The 22,277-nt window shown below is 61.7% G+C and carries 19 protein-coding genes; 6 read left to right on the top strand and 13 right to left on the bottom strand.

Annotation, left to right across the window (positions count from 1 at the left end; all coding sequences use genetic code 11):
* Window positions 1–2 precede the first annotated feature (2 nt).
* Window positions 3–698 (top strand): PIG-L deacetylase family protein, encoded by a 696-nt coding sequence (locus tag QF092_RS19515; RefSeq protein ID WP_281470626.1) that lies wholly within the window; start codon window positions 3–5, stop codon window positions 696–698.
* Window positions 699–719: 21 nt separating this feature from the next.
* Here the strand turns inward: QF092_RS19515 and QF092_RS19510 are convergent, their stop codons facing one another.
* Together QF092_RS19510 and QF092_RS19505 are read right to left on the bottom strand one after the other, a co-directional pair.
* On the bottom strand, window positions 720–1,535 hold the full coding sequence (locus tag QF092_RS19510) for a GNAT family N-acetyltransferase (protein ID WP_281470624.1): 816 nt from the start codon (window positions 1,533–1,535) through the stop codon (window positions 720–722).
* The gene (locus QF092_RS19505) at window positions 1,532–2,215 is read right to left on the bottom strand and encodes a GntR family transcriptional regulator (protein ID WP_281470622.1); all 684 of its coding nucleotides are present in this window, start codon (window positions 2,213–2,215) and stop codon (window positions 1,532–1,534) included. Before QF092_RS19505 ends, QF092_RS19510 begins: the two co-directional genes overlap by 4 nt.
* Window positions 2,216–2,436: 221 nt before the next feature.
* On the opposite strand from QF092_RS19505, the gene QF092_RS20005 reads away from it, so the two are divergent.
* The 5 genes from QF092_RS20005 to QF092_RS19475 all read left to right on the top strand — a co-directional run bounded on the left by QF092_RS20005 (window position 2,437) and on the right by QF092_RS19475 (window position 7,141).
* Complete coding sequence (locus QF092_RS20005; protein ID WP_420026556.1) at window positions 2,437–3,411, top strand: ABC transporter ATP-binding protein; 975 nt, start codon at window positions 2,437–2,439, stop codon at window positions 3,409–3,411.
* A gap of 38 nt (window positions 3,412–3,449) precedes the next feature.
* Window positions 3,450–4,715 carry an ABC transporter substrate-binding protein gene (locus QF092_RS19490; protein WP_281470620.1) on the top strand — a complete coding sequence of 422 codons (1,266 nt, stop codon included), beginning with the start codon at window positions 3,450–3,452 and terminating at the stop codon, window positions 4,713–4,715.
* A 74-nt stretch (window positions 4,716–4,789) separates the two neighbouring features.
* Window positions 4,790–5,650, top strand: a complete 861-nt coding sequence (locus QF092_RS19485; RefSeq protein WP_281470618.1) for an ABC transporter permease — start codon at window positions 4,790–4,792, stop codon at window positions 5,648–5,650.
* A gap of 2 nt (window positions 5,651–5,652) precedes the next feature.
* A complete protein-coding gene (locus tag QF092_RS19480) occupies window positions 5,653–6,489 on the top strand; it encodes an ABC transporter permease (RefSeq protein WP_281470616.1) in 837 nt (278 codons plus the stop codon).
* A gap of 1 nt (window position 6,490) precedes the next feature.
* Window positions 6,491–7,141: an aspartate/glutamate racemase family protein gene (locus QF092_RS19475; protein WP_281470615.1), complete on the top strand. Its 651-nt coding sequence runs from the start codon at window positions 6,491–6,493 to the stop codon at window positions 7,139–7,141.
* A 157-nt stretch (window positions 7,142–7,298) separates the two neighbouring features.
* Here QF092_RS19475 and QF092_RS19470 read toward each other — a convergent pair whose 3' ends face one another.
* From QF092_RS19470 to QF092_RS19420, 11 genes are all read right to left on the bottom strand, one after another.
* Entirely contained in the window at window positions 7,299–9,461 is a 2,163-nt protein-coding gene (locus QF092_RS19470) for a TRAP transporter permease (protein ID WP_281470612.1), read from the bottom strand.
* Window positions 9,462–9,541: 80 nt separating this feature from the next.
* Window positions 9,542–10,510 carry a TAXI family TRAP transporter solute-binding subunit gene (locus QF092_RS19465; RefSeq protein WP_281470610.1) on the bottom strand — a complete coding sequence of 323 codons (969 nt, stop codon included), beginning with the start codon at window positions 10,508–10,510 and terminating at the stop codon, window positions 9,542–9,544.
* Between the two features lie 180 nt (window positions 10,511–10,690).
* A complete protein-coding gene (locus QF092_RS19460; RefSeq protein WP_281470609.1) occupies window positions 10,691–12,031 on the bottom strand; it encodes a sigma-54-dependent transcriptional regulator in 1,341 nt (446 codons plus the stop codon).
* Complete coding sequence (locus QF092_RS19455) at window positions 12,028–13,797, bottom strand: sensor histidine kinase (RefSeq protein ID WP_281470607.1); 1,770 nt, start codon at window positions 13,795–13,797, stop codon at window positions 12,028–12,030. Before QF092_RS19455 ends, QF092_RS19460 begins: the two co-directional genes overlap by 4 nt.
* A gap of 81 nt (window positions 13,798–13,878) precedes the next feature.
* Window positions 13,879–15,573 carry a hydantoinase B/oxoprolinase family protein gene (locus QF092_RS19450; protein ID WP_281470605.1) on the bottom strand — a complete coding sequence of 565 codons (1,695 nt, stop codon included), beginning with the start codon at window positions 15,571–15,573 and terminating at the stop codon, window positions 13,879–13,881.
* Complete coding sequence (locus tag QF092_RS19445; protein WP_281470603.1) at window positions 15,566–17,587, bottom strand: hydantoinase/oxoprolinase family protein; 2,022 nt, start codon at window positions 17,585–17,587, stop codon at window positions 15,566–15,568. The genes QF092_RS19450 and QF092_RS19445 overlap by 8 nt, the downstream gene beginning before the upstream one ends.
* A complete protein-coding gene (locus QF092_RS19440) occupies window positions 17,588–18,283 on the bottom strand; it encodes an ABC transporter ATP-binding protein (RefSeq protein WP_281470601.1) in 696 nt (231 codons plus the stop codon).
* A complete protein-coding gene (locus tag QF092_RS19435; RefSeq protein WP_281470599.1) occupies window positions 18,270–18,986 on the bottom strand; it encodes an ABC transporter ATP-binding protein in 717 nt (238 codons plus the stop codon). The genes QF092_RS19440 and QF092_RS19435 overlap by 14 nt, the downstream gene beginning before the upstream one ends.
* Window positions 18,974–19,915, bottom strand: coding sequence for a branched-chain amino acid ABC transporter permease (locus QF092_RS19430; protein WP_281470597.1), 942 nt, complete (start codon window positions 19,913–19,915; stop codon window positions 18,974–18,976). Before QF092_RS19430 ends, QF092_RS19435 begins: the two co-directional genes overlap by 13 nt.
* A complete protein-coding gene (locus QF092_RS19425) occupies window positions 19,912–20,790 on the bottom strand; it encodes a branched-chain amino acid ABC transporter permease (RefSeq protein ID WP_281470595.1) in 879 nt (292 codons plus the stop codon). The genes QF092_RS19430 and QF092_RS19425 overlap by 4 nt, the downstream gene beginning before the upstream one ends.
* Window positions 20,791–20,924: 134 nt before the next feature.
* Window positions 20,925–22,205, bottom strand: a complete 1,281-nt coding sequence (locus QF092_RS19420; protein WP_281470592.1) for an ABC transporter substrate-binding protein — start codon at window positions 22,203–22,205, stop codon at window positions 20,925–20,927.
* Window positions 22,206–22,277 lie beyond the last annotated feature (72 nt).

Here is a 22,277-nt window from a genome sequence, read left to right as displayed (position 1 = left end):
ATTTGCGCATATTGGCCATTGGCGCGCATCCCGACGATCTGGAGATCTTCGCCTTTGGCACCTTGTCGGCTTGGGCTGCGATGGGGGCTCATCTGACCTTGGCCGTTGCGACCGACGGTGCCAAGGGGGGCACATTGCCCGCCAGTGACCTGCCCGCAATTCGAGCAGAGGAAACAGCTTTGGCCTTGTCGCCACTTGGGGCGGGGGGGCCGATCATACTTGGCTTCCCAGATGGTGAACTGCGCGCCGATGCGGAACTGGAAGAGTGTCTTAAGGGGATGATCCAAGACACTGCGGCAGACCTGATCTTGACCCATGCGCCGAACGACTATCACGGCGATCATCGCGCCCTGTCGATGGCTGTGTTGCAGGCGGCCGGTTTCTCGGCACCTGTCCTTTTCATGGATAGCTTGAACGGAACAGGCTTCACACCAACGCATTGGGTGGATGTCACGGCCCATTGGGACGCGAAAGAGGCCGCGATCCTTGCCCATACCAGCCAAGACCCCACACGCTTCGTGGCAATGGCGAACCGCCAAGCGGCATTTCGGGCTGGCGAGTGCAACGCCCCTCCCGAAGCCCGGGCCGAGGCGTTTCGTTTCGAGCCACGTTTCCCATTCGCCGATATCCGCGCCCTTCTCCCTCCGCCACCGCCCCTGCGCCCAATCGGGCATCGTGGCCGGGCGCTTCAGGAATGAAACGGCAGTTGCTTGGCGGCGTCAGCCCAATTCCATCGTCGCGATGGCGGCAAGCCGGGGATCGCTGGCCGGGGCGGGGCCGCGATACATGCGGGCCGTCTCGAACCCAAGGGTGAAACCGTGGGCGATCAGGGCATCGCGCAAGCTGGCATTCTGTTCGGGCAAATCAATGGCTGTTGAAGCGGCCGGCAGAAGGTCCACCGCAGTTTGGGCAAGTGCAAGGGCCGCAAGGGCATCAGGCGCAAGGATCGGGCCGACCTTCGTGCCTTCACGGCAGGTGCGGATGACAGCAAAGCCAGTGCCATCATCGAACATGACAGCGCGTCGTGTGGCCGTCGGGGTAAGCCATGCCGTCAGGAATGCAGGACGATGGACCCCACCCGCCGCATGATCAAATGCGATCAGGGCGGGAAGATCCGCTAAGGTGACAAGGCGGATGCGGGGATGCGCCTCGGCCACAAGCGTTCCGACAAAACGCTGCGTCGCACCATGGCGGACAAAACCCGATTTCGCATAATTCGCCTGCTGAGCCGCTACCCCATCAAGCCCGATGCTGCGTCCTTCGGCATGTGCAAGGGCATGGGTCCAAAGAGCATGCCCAATACCTTTTCCCCGCCAAGCGGGATGGCAAATATAAAGTCCGAGAAAGGCATGATACGGGTCATGATTGACAACTGAAATCGCGGCAACCGGAACACCTTCGCGTTCCGCCACAAAGAACCCCTCTGGATCAGCCGCATAAAAGGCCCCTGCATCGTCAAGACCGGGGTTCCATCCTTCGGCGGCGGCCCAATCTAGGATAAGCGGCAATTCCTCGGCGCGCGCGATGCGCATCATGGCCCCAGCGCCTCACGCAGGCTGCGGGGTGCGGGTGGCGTGTTGCGAAGGTCCAGAGAGGTGAGCAGGTCAAGCAGATGGCCCCGCATCAACTCCTCGGCCAAGGCACCATCGCGCAGCGACATCGCATCCAGAAGCGCATGATGCGCATGGCTTTCACAAAGCGCGGCGCGACGTTTCCAATACAGCGCGATGATAAGAGACGATCGCGAAATCAGTTGTTCGATAAAGGCAGCAATCGTGATTTGATCCGCGATCCGCGCAATTTCGATATGGAAGAGACCGGAAAGATAAAGGGCGCGACCCGCTTCGCCCGATGCGAGGGCTTCATGCTCTTCGTCGATATGGCGTTGCAGGGCGGCAAGGTCGGCATCCGTCATCCGTTCGGCAGCAGAACGGGCGGTGCGGGGTTCCAGCAGGGCGCGCGCTTCGAACACTTCGCGCGCTTCGCGGATTGTGGGTTGGGCAACAAAGGCCCCCCGGTTGCGTCGCAGCTCTACCAGCCCCTCATGCGCAAGACGCTGCAGCGATGCCCGGACCACCGTACGCGATACGCCGTAAATATCCGCCACCTCATCTTCGTTCAGCTTTGTCCCAGGGGCCAAGCGATGCTCATGCACCGCCAAGGCAAGCTGTGCGGCGATCATGTCGGATGCGGGTTCCTTAACGGGCTGGTCCATTGCGCCTCTCTCGCAGGAAAGTTGGAGGAGCGGTAGGGGACAGGCAAGGGGCAAGGTTTTCAACATGATTGTATACAATTTTGTGTTGATAATTGAGCACAGAATTTCTGCGAGCGCAAAAAAATAAGGCATCCTAGGATTCCTGACCCCGTGGCACAGGAATCCGCTGCCGATTCTCCCCAACCGCACCGCAGGATCACGGAAACGGGGGACCATCGGCGATGCGGACAGCGCATGATCTGGAACTTGCACATCTGACCAAGCGCTACGGGACGACGGTCGCGGTGAACGACCTGAACCATGTCTTCGCCCCGGGCAGCTATGTCTGCCTACTTGGCCCATCGGGTTGCGGGAAATCCTCGACGCTGCGGATGATCGCTGGGCATGAAAGCGTGTCCGAAGGGTCTATCCTTCTGTCGGGACGCGATATCTCGGCCCTGCCGCCTGCCAAACGCGGGACGGCTATGATGTTTCAGAACTACGCGCTGTTTCCGCATTTGTCGGTGAAGGACAACGTGGCCTTTTCGCTGCGGATGAAAGGCGTGGACAAGGCCGCGCGTCATGCCCGCGCGATGGAGATGCTGGAACTCGTCGATATGACCCATCTGGCGGAACGTCTGCCCGCGCAGCTTTCCGGCGGTCAGCAGCAGCGTGTGGCGCTGGCGCGGGCACTGATCTCTGACCCGGAAGTGCTGTTGCTGGACGAACCCCTATCGGCATTGGATCCCTTCCTTCGCATTCGCATGCGGGGGGAATTGAAACGCCTCCAACGGGAGCTGGGGATCACCTTCATCCACGTCACACACGGGCAGGACGAGGCGCTCGCCTTGGCCGACGAGGTTGTGGTCATGAACAACGCCGTGATCGAACAGGCGGGACCGGCGCGTGAGGTTTTCAACGCACCGCGCACGGAATTCGTCGCGCGGTTCATGGGCGGCCACAATGTCATCACGCTGAACGGTGCGCGGCATGCGATCCGGCAGGATGAAATCAGGATCGGCGACAGTGGCCTGCCCGCGACAGTGCAAGCCATCGAATATCAGGGCGACCGCGTCGCCATCGCTTCTCAGACCGAGGCGGGCGAGGCGCTGATCGCGCTGATGCCCGAGGCGGCCTTCTTCTCCAATGAAATAAGCCCCGGTGCGCAGGTCCGCCTGACCTGGGAGGAGGGGCGGCTGCACCGCCTCCAAGCCTGACCAAACCATCGCCAAGACAACCAACAGAGGGACATGACATGTCAAAGATGAGATATACCCGCCGCTCGCTACTGAAAGGCGGCGCCGCTGCCTTTGCCGCCACCGCCCTGCCCGCACCGATGATCTGGGCGCAAGAGATCAAGGACATCACCCTGCGCCAGTTCGGCACCGGGGTGTCCAATCTCAATGACGTGGCGATGAAGGTGAAGGAAGACCTTGGCTTCACGCTGGAAATGACGGCGCTTGACTCGGATGCCGTGACGCAGCGCGCCGCGACCCAGCCCGACAGCTTTGACATCGCCGATATCGAATACTGGATCTGCAAGAAGGTCTGGCCGACAGGCAACTTGCAGGCGATGGATACCAGCAAGATCAAGAACTATGACAAGATCGTTGGCATCTTCCGTTCTGGCAAGCTCACGCCAGAAAGCGTCATCGCACAGGGCACCGCACCGCATACGGTGGGCTTTGTCGAAGGCCCCGGTGCCACCACCTTCGCCACTGAAGAAACGGGTTGGATGACCCTAATCCCCACGATCTACAACGCCGATACCTTGGGCATCCGGCCCGATCTGATCGGCCGCCCGATCGAAAGCTGGACCGAACTTCTGAATCCCGAATTCAAGGGCAAGGCGTCCATTCTGGACATCTCCTCCATCGGGATCATGGACATGGCCATGGTCTGCGAAGCGATGGGCGAAGTTCAGTATGCCGACAAAGGCAACATGACCAAGGAAGAGATCGACAAAACCATCGCGATCTTCACCGAAGCCAAGAAAGCGGGCCAGTTCCGCGCCTTCTGGAAGACCTTTGACGAGTCGGTCAACTTGATGGCCTCGGGCGAGGTCGTGATCCAGTCGATGTGGTCGCCGGCCATCACTGCGGTGAAGTCGCGAGGGATTCCTTGCGTCTATCAACCGCTCAAGGAAGGATATCGCAGCTGGGGTGGCGGCATCGGTCTGTCGGCCGGCCTGTCGGGCATGGCGCTGGATGCGGCCTATGAATACATCAACTGGTATCTGTCCGGCTGGGTTGGTGGCTATCTGATGCGGCAGGGCTATTACTCCGCCGTCCCCGAAACCTCGAAAGAGTTCATGACCGCCGACGAATGGGGTTACTGGTTCGAGGGTAAGCCCGCGACCGGCGACATCACCAGCCCGACGGGCGACAAGCTTGCCGGAGCCGGGGATAGCCGCGATGGCGGGTCCTTCTACGATCGGATGGGCCATGTGGCCTGCTGGAACGCAGTGATGGACGAAAACCAGTACATGGTCCGCAAATGGAACGAGTTCATCGCCGCATGATGTGGTGACGAGTGGTGGGCCGGGGGAGTTTGCCCCCGGCCCAGTTTCAGAAACCGGGACTAGGGACAATCAAGGTGAAGGCAACATCGCGCGAAACGCTGACGGGCTGGCTGCTGGCGGCACCGCTGGTGGCGGTGCTGGCATTCTTCCTTGTGCTGCCGATCATCACGATTGTGATCGTAAGTTTCTGGCAGGCGACAGAGTTCTCCATCGTCCCGGCCTTCAGTTTCGAGAATTACGAATTCCTGTTCGGCTCTGCCGTGACTTGGAAGGTCTTTGCCGCGACATTCCGATATGCCTTCATCACTTGGGCGCTGACTTTGGCTATCGGGTTCACGGTGGCCTATTATCTGGCCTTTCACATCCGCAGCCAGAACATCCAGATCGCGCTTTTCCTGCTCTGCACGATCCCATTCTGGACGTCGAACATCATCCGAATGATTTCATGGATCCCCTTCCTTGGCCGCAACGGGCTGGCCAATCAAACATTGGTCCATTGGGGAATGATCGACGAACCGCTGGAATGGCTGCTTTATTCCGATTTCTCGGTGATCCTCGCCTTCGTACATCTTTACACCCTGTTCATGGTGGTGCCGATCTTCAACACGATGATGCGGATCGACCGCAATCTGCTCGAGGCGGCACGGGACAACGGGGCGTCGGGCTTTCAGACCCTGGTCCATGTGATCCTTCCGCTGACCAAGCCGGGGATCATGATCGGGACAATCTTCGTCCTGACGCTGGTCATGGGCGACTTCATCACCGTCCGCTTCATGTCGGGCAGCCAAAGCGCCAATGTGGGGCGACTGATTTCCAACGATATCGGGCTTCTGCAATACCCCTCTGCCTCGGCCACGGCGGTGGTTCTGCTTTGCACATTGCTGATCGTGATCGGAATCCTGCTGCGCTTCGTCAATATCCGGAAGGAGCTGTAGCCATGGAAAAACGCCCGGCGAGTTTCTGGTGGCTGACCGCCTTCTTCTGCCTCTTCGTCCTGTTCCTTTACGGCCCCACCGTGACCATCGGCATCCTGAGCTTTCAGGGTGAAGGCGGCGGGCTGACCTTTCCCATGCAGGGAACATCGCTACACTGGTTCCGCGAACTGTTTCAGCAACAGGCCGTGGGCGATATCTGGGGGGCGTTCCGGCGGTCTTTTGTGCTGGGTCTGATGGTGATGGTCACCACAGTTGTCGTATCCGTCATGGCAGGTCTGGCTTTCCGCAAACGCTTTGCCGGGTCAGGGGTGCTGTTCTACCTGACCATCGCATCGCTGGTGATCCCGTCCATCCTCGTTTCGCTTGGGGTTGGGCTCATCTTTGGGCAGACAGGCCTGACCGTCCATTGGGCCACATCGGGCTTTGGCGCCCAGCTGACTTGGACCCTCCCCTTCGGCCTGCTGATCATGTTCGCAGTCTTCAACCGCTTTGACCGCAGCTATGAAGAAGCGGCACGGGATCAGGGGGCAACACCTTGGCAGACGATCCGATACGTCGTCCTGCCCATCATCGCGCCATCGCTGATCGGGGTCGGGTTGTTCGGCTTCACCCTCAGCTATGACGAATTCGCCCGGACATTGCTGACGGCGGGCAGCTACAACACGCTCCCGCTCGAAATCTTCGGTATGACGACAAATGTCACCACACCCGTGATCTATGCGCTTGGCACGCTGACCACCGTCTTTTCGTTGATTGTCATCGGGGTGTTCCTGCTGACCGTCTGGGGGATGGCGCGGCGTCGGGCGCGGCTTGGTTCCGATGCGGGCAAGGGGATTTGACGTGCGGCTTTTGTATCTGAACCCCAATTCCACCGTATCGATGACCGATCAGATCGTGGCCGTTGCAACAGCCGCCCTGCCGGGGGCAGAGATTTTGGGCTGGACCAACCATTCCGGACCCGCCGCCATTCAGGGGCCAGAAGATGGGGCCGCTGCCGTGATTGGGCTGATGGCGATGCTGCCCGACGCAGCCAAGATCGGGGCAGAGGTGATCGTGATCGCCTGTTTCGACGATACAGGTCTGGATGCCTTGCGCGCAGCAGCACATTGCCCGGTGATCGGGATCGGGCAGGCAGCCTATGTGATGGCCGCCTTGGCCTTTGGCAGCTTTTCGGTTTTGACAACGCTTCAGGTTTCGGTGCCCGTCTTGCAGGAAAACATCGCCCATTACGGGCTAGACCGGGCCTGCCGGTCCGTCATAGCCAGCGGTCTGCCCGTGCTAGAGGTGGAGCGGGGTGGAGAAGCCGTTCTTGCCCGCCTATCCGACGGGATCATGGCGACCGAGGCTCTTGGCGGGCGGGCTGTGGCCTTGGGCTGTGCGGGTATGGCCCCACTGCGCGATGAACTGGCACGTCGCACAGGTCGGCCTTTGATTGACGGGGTGGCAGCTTCGGCCCATCTGGCGCAGGCGATCGTGGCAAGTACGGTCTGACCCCGCACTATCCTTGGCATCATTTGCCCAACGCTTCCCACTCCCTGCGCCGCCATCCACCGTTTTCGAAGGACGATCCCAACAGAAAACGGGGCGCGATCCACACCGCGCCCCGAAAACCTCTGTCAGAATAAGGGCGTCACAAGCCTACCATTCCTCAATCCGCCCCCCGCGCCACGCGATCTGACTTCAGCATCTTCTTTTGGAACGCCCAGATCAGGATGGCCGTGCCAAAGCCTACAGCGTCGGTCAGGAAACCAGAGTCGATCATCGCCATGGCCGCCAGAACCATCACCCCCCGCAAGACGATATGCAAAGGCCCGAAGAACCAGCCCTGCACCGCGCTTGACAGAAGATAGACCCCCAGCAATGCGCCAACGACGACATGCAGAATGTCGAGGAATTCCCCCTGCATCAGCAGTTCAGGCGAAGAGAAGAACATGAACGGCACGATAAAGGCCGCCAGCCCCATCTTAAAGCTCTCAACACTCGTCCGCATCGGGTCTGATTGTGCAATGGCCGCCCCGGCATAGGCCGCAAGGGCCACAGGTGGGGTGATTGCGGACATCACGGCAAAGTAGAAGATGAAGAAATGTGCCGTCAGCGGTTCGATCCCCATCGTGATCAGGCCCGGCGCGATGACGCTGGCCGCCACGGCATAAGCCGCCGTTGTCGGCATCCCCATGCCAAGGATGATCGACACGACCATCGCAAAGAACAGCGCCACGACCTGCGTATTCTCGGCCAGACCCAACAGCAGCGATGAAAACCGGGTGCCAAGCCCGGTCAGGGCGATCACCCCAACGATGATACCCGCCGCCGCGCAGACCGCGACAAGCTGCAACGTCATCTTCGTGGAAATCTCCAACGCGAAGAGGATCTCCTTCACCCCCATGCGTACCGGGGTCAACCAACTCACCACGGCTGCCGCCCCCATGGCCAGCGTTCCGGCGCGGATCACCGAATATCCCATGAACAGAGCGCCGATCAGAATGAAGATCGGGATGAAGAGGAAGGCTTGCCGTGCCAACCGCCGGAACTGCGGCAATTCGGAACGTGGCAGTCCCTTCATGTCGTATTTCTGCGCGGCCAGATCCACGTTGAAATAGACGCTGGTGAAATACAGAAGGGCCGGGATGATTGCCGCAATCACGATGTCAGAATAGGCGATCCCCGTGATTTCTGACATGATGAAGGCCCCTGCCCCCATGATCGGCGGCAGGATCTGCCCGCCCGAACTGGCGGCAGCCTCCACCGCTGCGGCTGTTTGGGGTTTGTATCCCACGCGCTTCATCAAGGGGATGGTCAGGGACCCGGTCGCAACCACATTACCCGCGCTGGTCCCGTTGATCATGCCCATCAGACCCGATCCGAAGACCGCCACCTTCGCCGGTCCCCCACGCCGATCCCCGGCGGCCGCGAAGGCAAAGTTGACGAAATATTCCCCCACCCGCGACGCCTGCAAGAAGGCGGCAAAGGCCACGAATAGGATGATATAGGTCGACGAAATCGCCGTGGTCGGGCCAAGGATGCCCTGATCAGTGAAGATATAGGTAAAGAAGCGCGTCAGGCTGTAGCCACGATGATAAAGGATGCCCGGAAGCCACGGCCCAACAAAGCTATAGATCACGAAGATCGACGCGATAATGACCAGCGCCAAGCCCGCCATGCGCCGCGTCAGTTCAAGGATCAGCACCACCCCAATCAGCGCCGCCCACATATCGGCTTCCTTGGCCAATGCCGTCCCTGCCCGCAGCCGCAAGGCCGGTGCGTGAAAGATGATGTACAGCGTCACCACAATCGCCGCGACGGCAAGTGCCACATCTGCAAGGTCCAGCCTTGCGCGACGGGCATCCGGCATAGTCCAGCCGATGAGCAGCACCCAGCCTGTCCCGATCGCAAGCGGAAGGCCAAAGCTCCACCGCCACGCATCCGCCGGTGCTGCGGGATCAACGCCTGCTCCGAAACCCAGCCATGGGGCGAGCGCCTGCGCCAGCGCCACAAGGATAAGCAAAAGGCCCGGCACAACCAGCACATCGCGCCCCTTGCGCGAAGTTTTTCCGCCTTCCGCGAATGTCATCGAGGAAAACAGAAGAAACCCGATAGCCAGCCCGCCGCCCACATGGATCAGGCGATAGGTCCAAGTTTCCAGCGGATAAAGGTTCATCACCCCGATATGAAAGGCCGTATAGGCCACGCACAGCCCCGCCATGACAAGGCCGATCGTCCCTGTCGGCTGGCGCTGGTTGGCTGCGAAGATCTCGTTGTCCACGCCAGATGCGATGTCCGCTTCGGACGCACCGGCACTTTGCGCTGTCATGGGTCTGTCCCCCGATCACATTCCTTTGGAAAGAGGCGCCCCGGTATGGGGCGCCCCTTCTGGGTGCGGGTTTAGCCGTCTTATTTCAGGGTATCGGGAATGCTGATGCCCTTTTCCTCAAAGTAGCGCACCGCTCCGGGGTGGAAGGGCATGAAAGTGTTCTTGTCCCAGTTCTCCGCCAACGTCTCGGCTGCGGTGGCGTGAATCTGGACCATGCGGTCATTGTTTTCCAGCGCCAGCTTGGTGATCTCATAGGCCAGGCTTTCGGGCATGTCCTTATGCGCAATGGCAAAGTTCCACAGCGCCACGGTGCCCTGATCGTAATCATGCCCCGCATAGGTGCCCGACGGGATGACGAAAGGCGCCATCGCCGGGAAGCCCTCCAGAACCTTGGCCTGCTCTTCCGCGGTAAAGCCGAACATGACCACATCCTGCTGCGCCGCCAATTCGGCAAAGGCCGAAATCGGCACGCCCGCCGCAAAAGCGAAGGCATCAATCAGCCCGTCGGTCAACTGTCCTGCCGCATCCGCCGCGCCTGCATTGGATATCGTCGCCTCAACCCCCAGCGTCGCCATGAATTGCGGCCAATACGTCCCCGGCGTGCCACCCGCAGGCCCAACCGAAACGCGCTTGCCAGCCAGATCGGAAACGCTCGTGATCCCCGAAGACTTCAGCGCAACCACCTGAAACGGCGTCTGATACATCGGGAAAAGCGCACGGATATCCTTATGCTCCAGCCCCGGTGCAAGTTCCGACTTGCCGTTCCATGCATCATAGGCCGGCCCCATCGTGACCAGCCCCATCAGGTGATCCCCGGTCTGCACCAGCGTCACGTTCTGCACCGGACCACCGGTCACCTCACCCGTCGCGTTGATGCCCAACGCCTCTGAGATGTAGCCAGCAAACCCATTGCCATAAACGAAATAGGTCCCGCCCTGCGAGGCCGTCCCGATGGTCATATCGCTCGGCCAATCTGCGCGATCCTGCGCAAAGGCACCCGTTGCGAAAACAGCCGCCACAGCGGCGGCGGAGAAGGTCTTGAACAGCATTTTTCCTCCCAAAAGAACGTGGCGGAAACCTCCCGTTCCCACCGACAGGCGGGACAAGATCAACTCGCTTCTCGCCAAACAACAGTCCGTCGAACCGTTTGCGCAAACAACTTGCGCTCCTTCGCCGGGCATGTGTGGAAACCGTAACATCACGCCCCAGAGGATGGGGGGAAAGCGCCACTAATCCCCGTCATCCAGCCCGAAAGCGGCCTTGTCGATGCGATGCTTCTGCATCTTTTCCCACAGCGTCTTGCGGGAAAGACCAAGGGATTCGTAGACCGGACGCAGATTGCCCTGATGCGCCGCAAGCGCCGCCTCAATCTCGCGCTTTTCGAAATCCGCCACCCGCTTGGCCAGACGCCCCGGCGCCTCGTCCGGCACGATCCCCTCGCCAAGGCCAAGGGCAAAGCGATCCGCCGCATTGCGCAATTCGCGCACATTTCCCGGCCAATCCCGTCCAGCCAATTGCGCAATCACAGCGGGCGGCACCTCCGGCACCTCGGTCCGGTGGCGGCTTGCCGCTTCGGCCAACAGCCGCAGAAACAAAAGCGGCACATCCTCGCGCCGCGCCGAAAGCGGCGGCACCTGCAACGTCACAACGTTCAGACGATAAAGAAGATCAGCGCGGAAACGGCCCGCCTCCACCTCGGCTTCCAATGGCACACGCGCCGTTGCCATGAACCGCACATCCAACTCGATGGGTTGGTTGGAACCCAGCCGGGTCACGGTCCGATCCTCGATCACCCGCACCAACTTGCCTTGCAGGTCAAGCGGCATGGACGCGATATCGTCCAGAAGAACGGTGCCGCCGCGCGCGTGTTCGAACTTGCCAAACCGCGGCCTCAACGCCCCCGGAAAGGCACCCGCCTCATGACCGAACAACTCGCTTTCAATAAGCGCCGCAGGCAAAGCCGCGCAGTCGATGGTGACCAGCGGCTTGCGGGCCCGCGCCGACATGTCATGCAGCGCGCGCGCCACCACCTCTTTGCCCGATCCTGTTTCACCGACGATCAGGATATCGGCCTCGCTCGGCCCGATGGTGCGAATGCGGCGGCGCAGGTCGATCATCGCATTTGACCGCCCAATCAACCGCTGTTCCAGATCATCGGCCTGCCCCGCCGCAGCACGCAGCACGCGGTTTTCCAGAACCAGCCGCCGATACTCCGCCGCGCGCGCGATGATTTCGGTCAACTGTCCTGCTGAAAAGGGCTTTTCAACAAAATCATAGGCACCTTCGCGCATGGCCCGCACCGCCAGTTGCACATCCCCATGCCCAGTAACCAGAATGACAGGAATATCCCGGTCAATCTCATGGATACGGTTCATAAGGGAAAGCCCGTCCATCCCCGGCATGCGAATATCCGTCAGCACCACGCCCGGAAGTCCAAAGCTGACCAGATCCGTCACCCGCTCTGCAGCCGCGAATTCCTCCACTGCGAACCCCGCCAGATCCAAAGCCTGCGCCGTGGACGCGCGCATCTCGGGTTCGTCATCAACAAGGAAGATACGCATGCCGGTCATTCTGCCGCCCGCGAAACCGCCGCAGCCTCCACCCCCTGCCGCAGGCGCAGCGTGAATCTGGCCCCTCCGCCCGGCGCATCCGTGACCTCAATATCCCCCCCAAAGTCCTTGACGATGTTATACGATATCGACAGCCCCAGCCCCAACCCGCGCCCCACGCCCTTGGTGGAAAAAAACGGATCGAAAATCCGGTCGCGCACCGCCTCTGGCACGCCCTCGCCGCTGTCATCAATCCGAATGACCACCATATCCCCTTCTACCTCGGCACACAGATCAATGCGGCGTGTCGCGCGTCCCTCAACCGCATCGGCGGCATTGGTCAGCAGATTGACCAGCACCTGCTGCAACCGCACCGGGCCAGCCACCACCGGGGGCAAATCCTCGGGCAGATGCATCACCAACACCGCCTGCGCCGCGGCGATCCGCAACTCAGCGATGGCCCGCGACGCATCAATCACCTCCGACAGGTCGACCGCGCTGAGCTTCTGGCCCGGCTTGCGCGCGAAACTGCGCAGATGGCTACTGATCGACGACATCCTATCGATCAGACCTAGAATGCGGTCAATATTCCCTCGGGCCTCTTCCATCCGCCCCCGGTCCATCAGAACCCCGGCATTGTCGGCAAAGTTCCGCGCTGCTGCCAAAGGCTGATTGAACTCGTGGCTCAGCGCCGCCGACATTTGCCCCAAAGCCGCAAGCTTGCCCGCCTGCACCAGATCGGCCTGCGCTTGGCGCAATTCTGCCGTCCGTTCTGCCACGCGCCGCTCCAATTCAGCCCGCGCCTGCGCCTGGATGGATAGACGCTCAGACATGCGCAGCCGCCGTTGCCACAAGATCCCAGCAAGCAGCGACAACAGCCCCACCGACAACATCGCAACCGCGGCAAGGTTCAACGCCCCTTGCCGCGCCGGTGCCGTTTCAATCAGCACATGCACCTGCCACTCCGCCTCAGGCATGGGGAGGTCGCGCTGAAGAAACTCCACACCCGCCAGCCGCAGGACATGCTGCCCAAGATAGACCCGGTCCTCGGTCACATCGGCCGGTATGACCACGCGTTCGGCATAGCGGCGCGTTTCCGTGATCCGGGCAAGGGCATCCTCTCCCAAGGGTGCCAAGGCCTGAAACAACCAATCCGGTCGGCTGGACAGAAAAATCACCCCATCCGGATCGGCAACCAGAACCGCATAATCCCCACCCCGCCATGTCTCTTCGATGGCATCAAGATCGATCTTAAAGACCAGAACGCCCGCAATCGTCTCTCCCACATGCACCGGCGCGCCAAAGTAGTAGCCGCGCTTCCCACTTGTGGTTCCCAAGGCGTAGAACCGTCCCAACCCCCCTTTGATGGCATCGCTGAAATAGGGCCGAAAGGCAAAGTTTCCGCCGACAAAGCTGGTCGGGGTGGCATGGTTTGACGCCGCAACCGTCTCGCCGCGCGCATCCATGAGATAGATATCTGACGCGCCCAATTGACCCTGAATCCGCTCCAGATAGCCATTCACCTGCGCCCGCAGCACCGGATTTTCCGGGTCGGCGGCAAGCTGCCGGATCACGGTCTGTTCGGCAATCAAGCTTGGCAAACGCTCGTACCGGTCAAGCTGCCCGGCAAGCGCCGAAACCGCCAATTGCAAAACATTGTCGCCGCGCCGTGCCGTCTCATCCAAAAGACGGTCAAGCGTCGTGGTCCATGCCAGCCACCCCGCCAAAGCCGAGGCAAGCAAGACAAGGACAGAGGCCAACCAGAACGGAAAACGGGTGGGCGACAAGACAGCTCCTTCAAAAACGGCGCAGATCGACCCTAGTTCTGCGCCGCCTTGCGGGCAATCTTGCTGTGCTTAACGTCGGCATCATCCCGGCGCTTTCGCCGCATGTGGCCAAAGACGCTGAATATCTTCGGCCAAATAGCGGCCAAGCCTAAGGTCTTCGGCAACCCGTTCCGGATCACGCTCTGCCGGATTTCCATAGCCTCCGCCGCCCGGGGTGCGGACACGCACGCTATCACCTGGGGCTAGCGCAATATCCTGCGCCTTGGACAGGTGTTCGGGCACAAGGACTTTTCCGTCCCGCATGACCTCAACCCTGTTCACCGCCCCGTCGCCCCCGCCAAGGACACCCTGCGGACCGGTCAGTCCGTGGTCCATCACAAAGCTCGCACGTGCGGTGCCGCGGAGAAGCTCGATCTCGTAATCCAAACCAAGACCGCCGCGGTGCTTCCCCGCACCGCCCGACCCTTCGTGCAGGGCATAACGACGATAAAGGACGGGGAACTTCTGCTCCATGATCTCAACCGGCGGCGCTTTCGAGATACCGATGGTGGAACAGCCATTGGCGATGCCGTCGCCCCCGGCAAAGCCACCATATCCGCCACCCGATATCTGATACATCACGTAATCCGCGCCGGTTTCCGGATCATGTCCTCCCAATCCGAAATTGCCCGATGTCCCCGCCGGTGCCGCCGTCACGCGATCCGGCAAGGCCTGCACCAATGCAGCAAAGACCGCCTCTGCAATCCGCTGGCTCACCTCGGCGGCGCAGCCAGAGACCGGGCGCGGATAAGCTGCATCCAGAAAGGTGCCCGCAATCCCGGTCACGTCCAAAGGTTCAAAGGCCCCCGCGCTGATCGGAACGTCGGGGAAAATGTGCCGCATCGCCAGATAGACCGACGAGAGCGTTGTCGCCCGGACCGAATTCATCGGCCCAGCACAGGGTGCCGAAGACCCGGTGAAATCGAAAGTCAGCCCATCGCCCGCCCGGGTAACCGACAACGCAATGGTCAAGGGCGCATTCACCACCCCATCGCTGTCCACCGTCGCCGTGGCGCGATAGGTCCCTTCGGGGATCAGGGCCAGCATCGCCCGCATCTGCGCTGCCGCAAGCCCACGCATTGCGGAAATCGCTTCTTGCACCGTGGCGTCACCATATCTGTCCAACAAGGCGCAAAGCCGTTCCGCCCCCACCAAAAGGGCACCGGCCTGCGCCTTCACATCGCCGATGCGCTGTTCGCTGACACGGATGTTGGAACAGATGATTTGCCAGATCTCGGCATCCATCACGCCCCGCTTGAACAGCTTTACGGGCGGCAGGCGCAATCCTTCCTGCTCGGCGCTGGTGGCGCTGGCGGAAAACCCACCCGGCACCGCGCCGCCTGTATCGGGCCAATGTCCCGTGTTGGACAGCCAGCAGAAAATCTTGCCCTCGCGCCAGACCGGCATCGCAAAGCGCACATCCATCAGATGCGTGCCACCCAGATAAGGGTCATTCACGATATAGATGTCGCCCGGTTCCGGCGCAGCGGTCACCGCGTCACGGATACGCGCGATCAGCGTGCGGGTAGAGAACTGCATCACCCCCACAAAGACCGGCAAACCCTTCGATCCCTGCGCGATCAAACTACCATCGGTGGCGTCATAGATGCCATCGGAACGGTCATCGGCCTCGGCAATCACCGGGGAAAAGGCGGCCCGGGAAAAGGTCAGGTCCATCTCATCGCAGACCTGCTGCAACCCGGCCTGAATGACGGCCAATGTAACCGGATCAACCATGCGGCACCTCGACGATCAGATTGCCGTCCATGTCCGATGACACCGTGCAGCCCGGTTCGATCACGATGGTCGTATCCATCTGCTCGATGATTGCGGGGCCTTGCAGGTTCAACTCCAAGGGCAGGTGGTCACGCCAATAGACCGGCGTATCATGCCAGCCGCCGAACCAGACCCGGCGATGGCCCTTTGCTTCGGCGCGGGCCTTTCGCCCCGCTGGATCAATCAGCACTGAAAGATCCAGTTCCGGCCGCATCCCGATCACCGAACAGGTCAGGTTCACAAGGTTCGCACGGATCATGGGCAGGTCCACCCGGAACCGTGCGTGATAGGCTGCCTCAAACAAGGCCTGCATTTCATCCCGCGTGGGCGTGGCCGTCGGCAAAGGCACCCGCAACAGGTGCGTCTGGCCCACGAACTGCATCTCGGCGGCATATTCGGCGCGCAGGCCGGTCAGCGCGATCCGCTCCTGTCCGATCAGGCGGCGACCCTCGGCCTCTTGCGCGGCCAGAACCCCATGCACATCGGCCATGTCCACCGCATCCAGCGGGCGGTTCAGCGTGCGGACGAAATCATGCCGCAGATCGGCCACCACACAGCCAAGCGCATTGGTGATCCCCGGACGCGCCGGGATCAAGACACGCGGCACCGCCAATTCGCGGGCCAGCGCCACCGCATGCAAAGGCCCCGCGCCGCCAAAGGCGAACAGGGCAAAATCCCTTGGATCGGCACCCATCGAGATCGACACCATCCGCACGGCCCCCGCCATATGCGTGTCGGCCAGCCGGAGAACAGCCTCGGCGGCCTGCTCAACCGACAGGCCGAGGGGTCCGCCGATCTGTGCATCCATCGCCGCCCGCGCAGCCTCGGCCCCCGCCCCGAACCGATCAGCCGGCAGGCGGCCAAGGATCAGGTTGGCGTCCGAGATGGTAACTTCCGTCCCGCCACGACCATAGCAGATCGGTCCCGGAACCGATCCCGCGCTTTCAGGGCCGACCTTGAGCAGGCCTCCCGGCCCCACCCGCGCAATCGACCCGCCGCCCGCGCCCACGGTGCGCACATCGACCATCGGCACATGGATCGGCATGGCATATTCCACCTCGATCTCGGACGATACCGGCGCAACTCCGCCTCGGATCATCGCGACATCGGTCGAGGTGCCGCCCATGTCATAGGTCAGCAGATCGGGAAACCCCGCGCGCCGCCCCGTCGCCACCGCCGCCATCACCCCCGATGCCGGACCGGACATGACGGTCTTGACCGCCTCGCGCGACACGGCCCGCGCGCCCACCATGCCGCCATTGCCGTTCATCACCAAGAGTTCGCGCCTATAGCCCCGTTCCGCCAGCCGATCCGCCAGCCGCGCCACATAGCGTTCCAAGAGCGGCCGGACCGCGGCATTAACGGCGGCTGTAACCCCCCTCTCGTATTCCCGGCTTTCAGACAGGATCGCATGGCCCAAAGTGATGTGATCGTTGGGCCAAAGCCCGGCAGCAATCTCTCCCGCCCGCCTTTCATGGGCGGGGTTTGCATAGGCATGAAGGAAATGGATCACCAGACTTTCGCACCCCGCCTGCAACAGATCCCGAACCGCCTGCGCCACAGCATCCTCATTCAGCGGGATCAGCACATTGCCGCGGGCATCCATCCGCTCGGCCACCTCAAGCCGCAGATCGCGGGGGATCACGGGCACGAAATGCCCGTGCATCCCATAGGCTTGGGGCCGCGTCCGCCGCCCCAGTTCCAGCACATCGCGAAAACCTGCCGTGGTGATCATGCCCGTCCGCGCCAGACGGCGTTCCAGAACCGCATTGGTGGTCGTCGTGGTGCCATGAACGATCAGGTCCAGCGCGGCAAGATCCGCCCCCGCCGCCGCAAAGGCATCCAGCACCCCGCCCGCCTGATTGGGCAGGGTCGTCGGCACCTTGGCCAGCGTCACCCGCCCCGCCTCGGCATCGACCACCACCAGATCGGTAAAGGTGCCGCCCACATCAACGCCAGCGACCAGCCCCGCCATTCAGACCCCCACGTGATCGGCAAATTGCACGGCCGTCGCGGTCAGGTCCGAAGCGCGCAGCGTTTCAACCACCGCGCCATTCGCCATGAAGGACACCTGATCGGCCATCCGCAGCACCGCCTCGACCCGCTGTTCCACCAGAACCGTCGCCACACCGGTTTCCTTCAGCTTCACGATCGTCTCCTGTATCAGCCGGATCATCGACGGCTGAAGGCCCTCGGTCGGTTCATCCAGAAGCAAAACCTTGGGTTCCAGACAAAGCGCCCGCGCAATCGCCAGCATCTGCTGTTCCCCCCCTGACAGGGTCGAAGACACTTGATCCAGCCGCTCTCGCAATCGTGGGAACAGGTCCAGCACCGCATTGCGGACCTCGGCACCGCCACCCCTTGCCAAAAGGCCCACCGACAGATTTTCGTCCACCGTCATCGGGCCGAACAATCGGCGGCCTTGCGGAACATAGGCGATGCCATGCAGCGGCACGCGATGCGCAGGCAGGCTATGCACGGCAACCCCGTCCAGTGTGACCGACCCGGTCTGCGCCGGAACCAGCCCCATGATGCATTTCATCAGCGTGGATTTCCCCGCGCCGTTCCTGCCCATGACACAGGTCACTTCACCCGGCCGCGCCGCAAAGGTCACGTCGCGCAAGACGGTAACAGGACCATATCCAGCGGTGACACCCTCAACCCGCAGCATGGTCACCCCCCAGATAGGCCTCTTGCACCGACCTGTCGGCCCGCACCTCGGAAGGGGTGCCCACTGCAAGAACCTGACCAAAGTTCAGAACCGTGATCCGATGGGCAAGGTCCATCACAACGTCCATGTTGTGCTCAATCAGCAGAACCGTCGTTTCCGGGACCAACCCCCGCACCAGCGCCTTGAACCCCTCGATCTCGCCCGCGGCCAAACCCTGCGTGGGTTCATCAAGGATCAGGACACGAGGATGCAGCGCAAGGCCCATCGCCACCTCCAACAGGCGCTGATGGCCATAAGACAGGGTGCCCGCCTCCTGCGCCTCAAACCCCGTCAGGTTCACCCGCGCCAGCGCCGACGCCACGCCCTGCGCAATGTCGCCCCCTCGCGATTGCACCGCCAGCGCGACGTTTTCGAACACCGACAGTCGGGGATAGATTGAGGTGATCTGAAAGGTATAGGCGATCCCTGCCCGCACCCGCGCATGGGCGGGCAAGGCGGTGATATCGCGCCCTGCCAGCGTGATCTGCCCCGCTTGCACAGGCAACCGGCCCGACAGCAGGCTGACAAAAGTCGTTTTGCCCGCCCCATTCGGCCCGATCAGGGCATGGATCTCGCCCTGCTCCAGCGCAAAATCCACGCCATCCACGGCCTTGAGTCCGCCGAAATGGCGCACCACGCCACGCGCTTCCATCAGGGCAGCCATTTTGCGCCCCTTTCCCGGATGGTGCCCAGAATGCCCTTTGGCGCGAATAGGACCAAGGCCACCAACACGACACCCACCAAGAACAGCCATGCATCGGTGAACCCGGATGCCGTGTCGATCAGATAGAACATAAGCGCCGCACCCAGCACCGGACCCAGAACGGTGCCCGCCCCACCCAGCAGGACATAAAGCATCGGCAGGATTGAATACTGGATCGTTGCAAAACTGCCGCCGACATAGCCGAACATCAGACCATAGGCCGCCCCCGCCGCTCCGGCATAGACGCCCGAAATGACCAAAGACGCCAGCTTTACCCGGAACGGATCATAGCCCAGCATGCGCGACCGTTCCTCGTTTTCGCGCATGGCAACCATAACCCGACCTAGCCGCGACCGCACCAAGGCCAGCGATCCCGCCAGAGCCACCGCAAAAAGCACCACCGCGGCCAGTGCGCGGGGCAGATCGGCAGACAGGTCCACGCCAAGCACGATCCGCGCGGCGCTATCCACCACAAACCCCTCATCCCCGCCGGTGATGCCACCCCAGTAGAGAATGGCCAGATACCCCGCCTGCGCGAACATCAGCGTCACAATCATGAAACTGACCCCCGCCGTCCGCAGCGCCAAAAGGCCCACCGCCCCAGCCATCATTCCCCCGGCGACGATGCCCAGCATCAGTGCAGCACCCCCACCCCATCCCCAGTGCCAGACCGAAAGTCCCATGGCGAACATGCCCGCAGCGAAGAACATCGCATGGCCCAAAGACAGCAGACCCGTATAGCCAAAGGCTAGATTATAGCCCATGGCAAAGACAGCCAGCACCATGATCCGCGCCAGATTATTGGAATGATAGGGCGGCAGGATCAGAACCAGCGCCAGCAGAACGGCCACCACGCCCAGATGCAACGCCCAGATGCCGCCCGCCTTCATGTCTTTGCCCCAAACAGGCCCTGCGGGCGAAACACCAACACCAGCGCCACAAGAAGCGTGGCAATGATCTTGGCCAACGTGGGCGAAAAGAACATTGAGATGACGCCATCCGACAGTCCAATCGCCAGCGCGGCAACCAAGGTTCCGCGCAGGCTTCCCAACCCACCGATGATGACAACGATAAAGGACAGAAGCAGCGGGTCATGCCCCATCAGGTAATGCGCTTGCTGGATCGGTACGATCAACACTGCCGCCGCCGCCGCCAGCGCCGCGCCCAAGGCAAAGGTGCCTGCATAAACGCGGTCCACGTTGATCCCGAAATTCTGCGCCGTATCGCGGTCAATCTGCGTGGCGCGCATCACAAGTCCCGCCCGCGTGCGTGTCATCAACAACCAGACGCCCAACAGGATCACCCCTGCCGCGACCACCACGAACAGCTTGTAGCCGGAATATCCGAACCACGGGAATTGCAGCCGCAGGTGGAAGGGCGGCTCAACGGGACGCGCGTCCGGCCCGTAAAAGGTAAGTGCTGCCTGCTGGAAGATGTAAAGAAGCCCAATGGTCGCGACGATCGTCGCTTCGGGATCGTATTTCAGCCGCTTCAAAACCGTCACATCGGCAATCGCCGCCACCGCCCCCACCACAAGGGGCGCGATCACCAGTGCGGCAACCCATGCCAGCGCAGGGGGAATGGGCAGATACCATGTGACAAACCAGGCGCAGACCGCGCCCAGCATGAAGAATTCCCCATGCGCCACATTCACCACCCGCATCACGCCGAACACAAGGTTCAACCCGACCGCCGTCAACGCCAGCACCGCGGCCATCACCGTGCCTTCCAGCAGGGCAAGCAATAGGAAGGGGCCAAAGCTCATCGCCGTCCTCTCCTCTTGCCGGACAGGGCGCAATCAGACAGCTCATAAGAAATCAGCCACCGCCCGCAGCAGGCTGCGGCAGTCCCGCCCCCCTGGAAAGGGGGGCGAGTCAAAGGCAAAAGAAGCCGCATGACCTAGAAGCTCTGCGTCGTGTAATCAACGGCGTCGGGATAGACACCGTCCTCGATCGACGTCTGATGCACGCGCACCAGTTTGCCGCCCTCGACCTTACTGATGAACTGGTGGCCAAAAACCTGATGGGTCTTGCCGTTGAACACCTTGTCACCCTGCACATGGGCCAGACTGGCGGGCATGGTGGTCATCGCCTCCACAGCCTCGACGAATTTCTGACGATCCGCCGGGCCTTGATAGCCCGCAGCCTCCATCCCTGCCTTGATGACATGCAGCGTCTCCCACACGCTGAACATATGGGCATAGGTCGCCACGTCCTTCGCGTCACTGACCGAGGCACCATTGTCGTCCACACCAACCGCGGTGCGGTAGGCGGTTTCCCATTCGGTCGCATCGGCCTGCTTGGCGCGGCAATGGCCTTCCCAGAAATGCGTCCCCTCAAGGAACTCCAACCCCGGCGAGGCGATGTCGACCGCTTCAAGGCTGTCGATAAAGCCAAAGATCTGCGGACGCGCACCGCTGCCGTAGAATTCGCCCAGTTCCTTGACGAAGGTCAAAACGGCGGGACCGACCATCACGTGATACAGCACCTCTGTATCCGTCGGGATCTGCGGCAAATAGCGGGTAAAACTGGTTTCCGTCGGCGGGATTGCCACTTGGGCAAGAACCTCGCCCCCCGCGGCCTGAACGGCTGCGGTAAAGAAATCGCGGTGGTCATGGCCAAAGGCATAGTCGGGGAAGACCATCGTGACCTTCTTGCCAAGGTTCGCCATCACCCAAGGCGCCATCGACGATACCTGCGCCCGCACATCGGTGATACCGGGCTGCATCGTCCAACGGTTCAGCATGCCCGACGCGACGTGATAGCCTTCCGAACAGACCAGATAGGGCACCTTAAGCTCCCCGGCGCGCGGCGCCGACCCGATCACGACATGGCTGAACAGCGGCCCGAAGATCAGGTCCACATTATGCTGCGCGGTCAGCTTTTCGATCACTTCCGCGCCGCGCTTGGGATCGGTGCCGTCATCTTCGAACACGATCTCGACCGGGCGACCGTTGATCCCGCCTGCGTCATTCACCACTTTCAGCGCGGCCTGTGCGGTGCGCTCATACCACCGCCCATAGGCCGCACCGATCCCGGTGCGGTGCAATTGGAAGCCCAACTTGATGGGGGCCGCCTGCGCCCAGACGGGCGGTGCAAAGGCGCTGGCCAAAAGACCGGCCCCCGCGCCCTTCAAAAGGCTTCGCCGGGACGGCGCGATACCGAAAAGGTCATTCGTCATGTCACTCTCCGCTGTTGACGGGCGCTTTCTTTGGGCGCGCCTCTAAGGTTGAAGATTGTGCGTATACAAACG

Origin of the sequence: Fuscovulum ytuae, assembly GCF_029953595.1 — a bacterium.
GTDB lineage: Bacteria > Pseudomonadota > Alphaproteobacteria > Rhodobacterales > Rhodobacteraceae > Paragemmobacter > Paragemmobacter ytuae.
The sequence above is the reverse complement of the archived record's forward strand: the minus strand, read 5'-3'. Positions and strand labels throughout refer to the sequence as shown.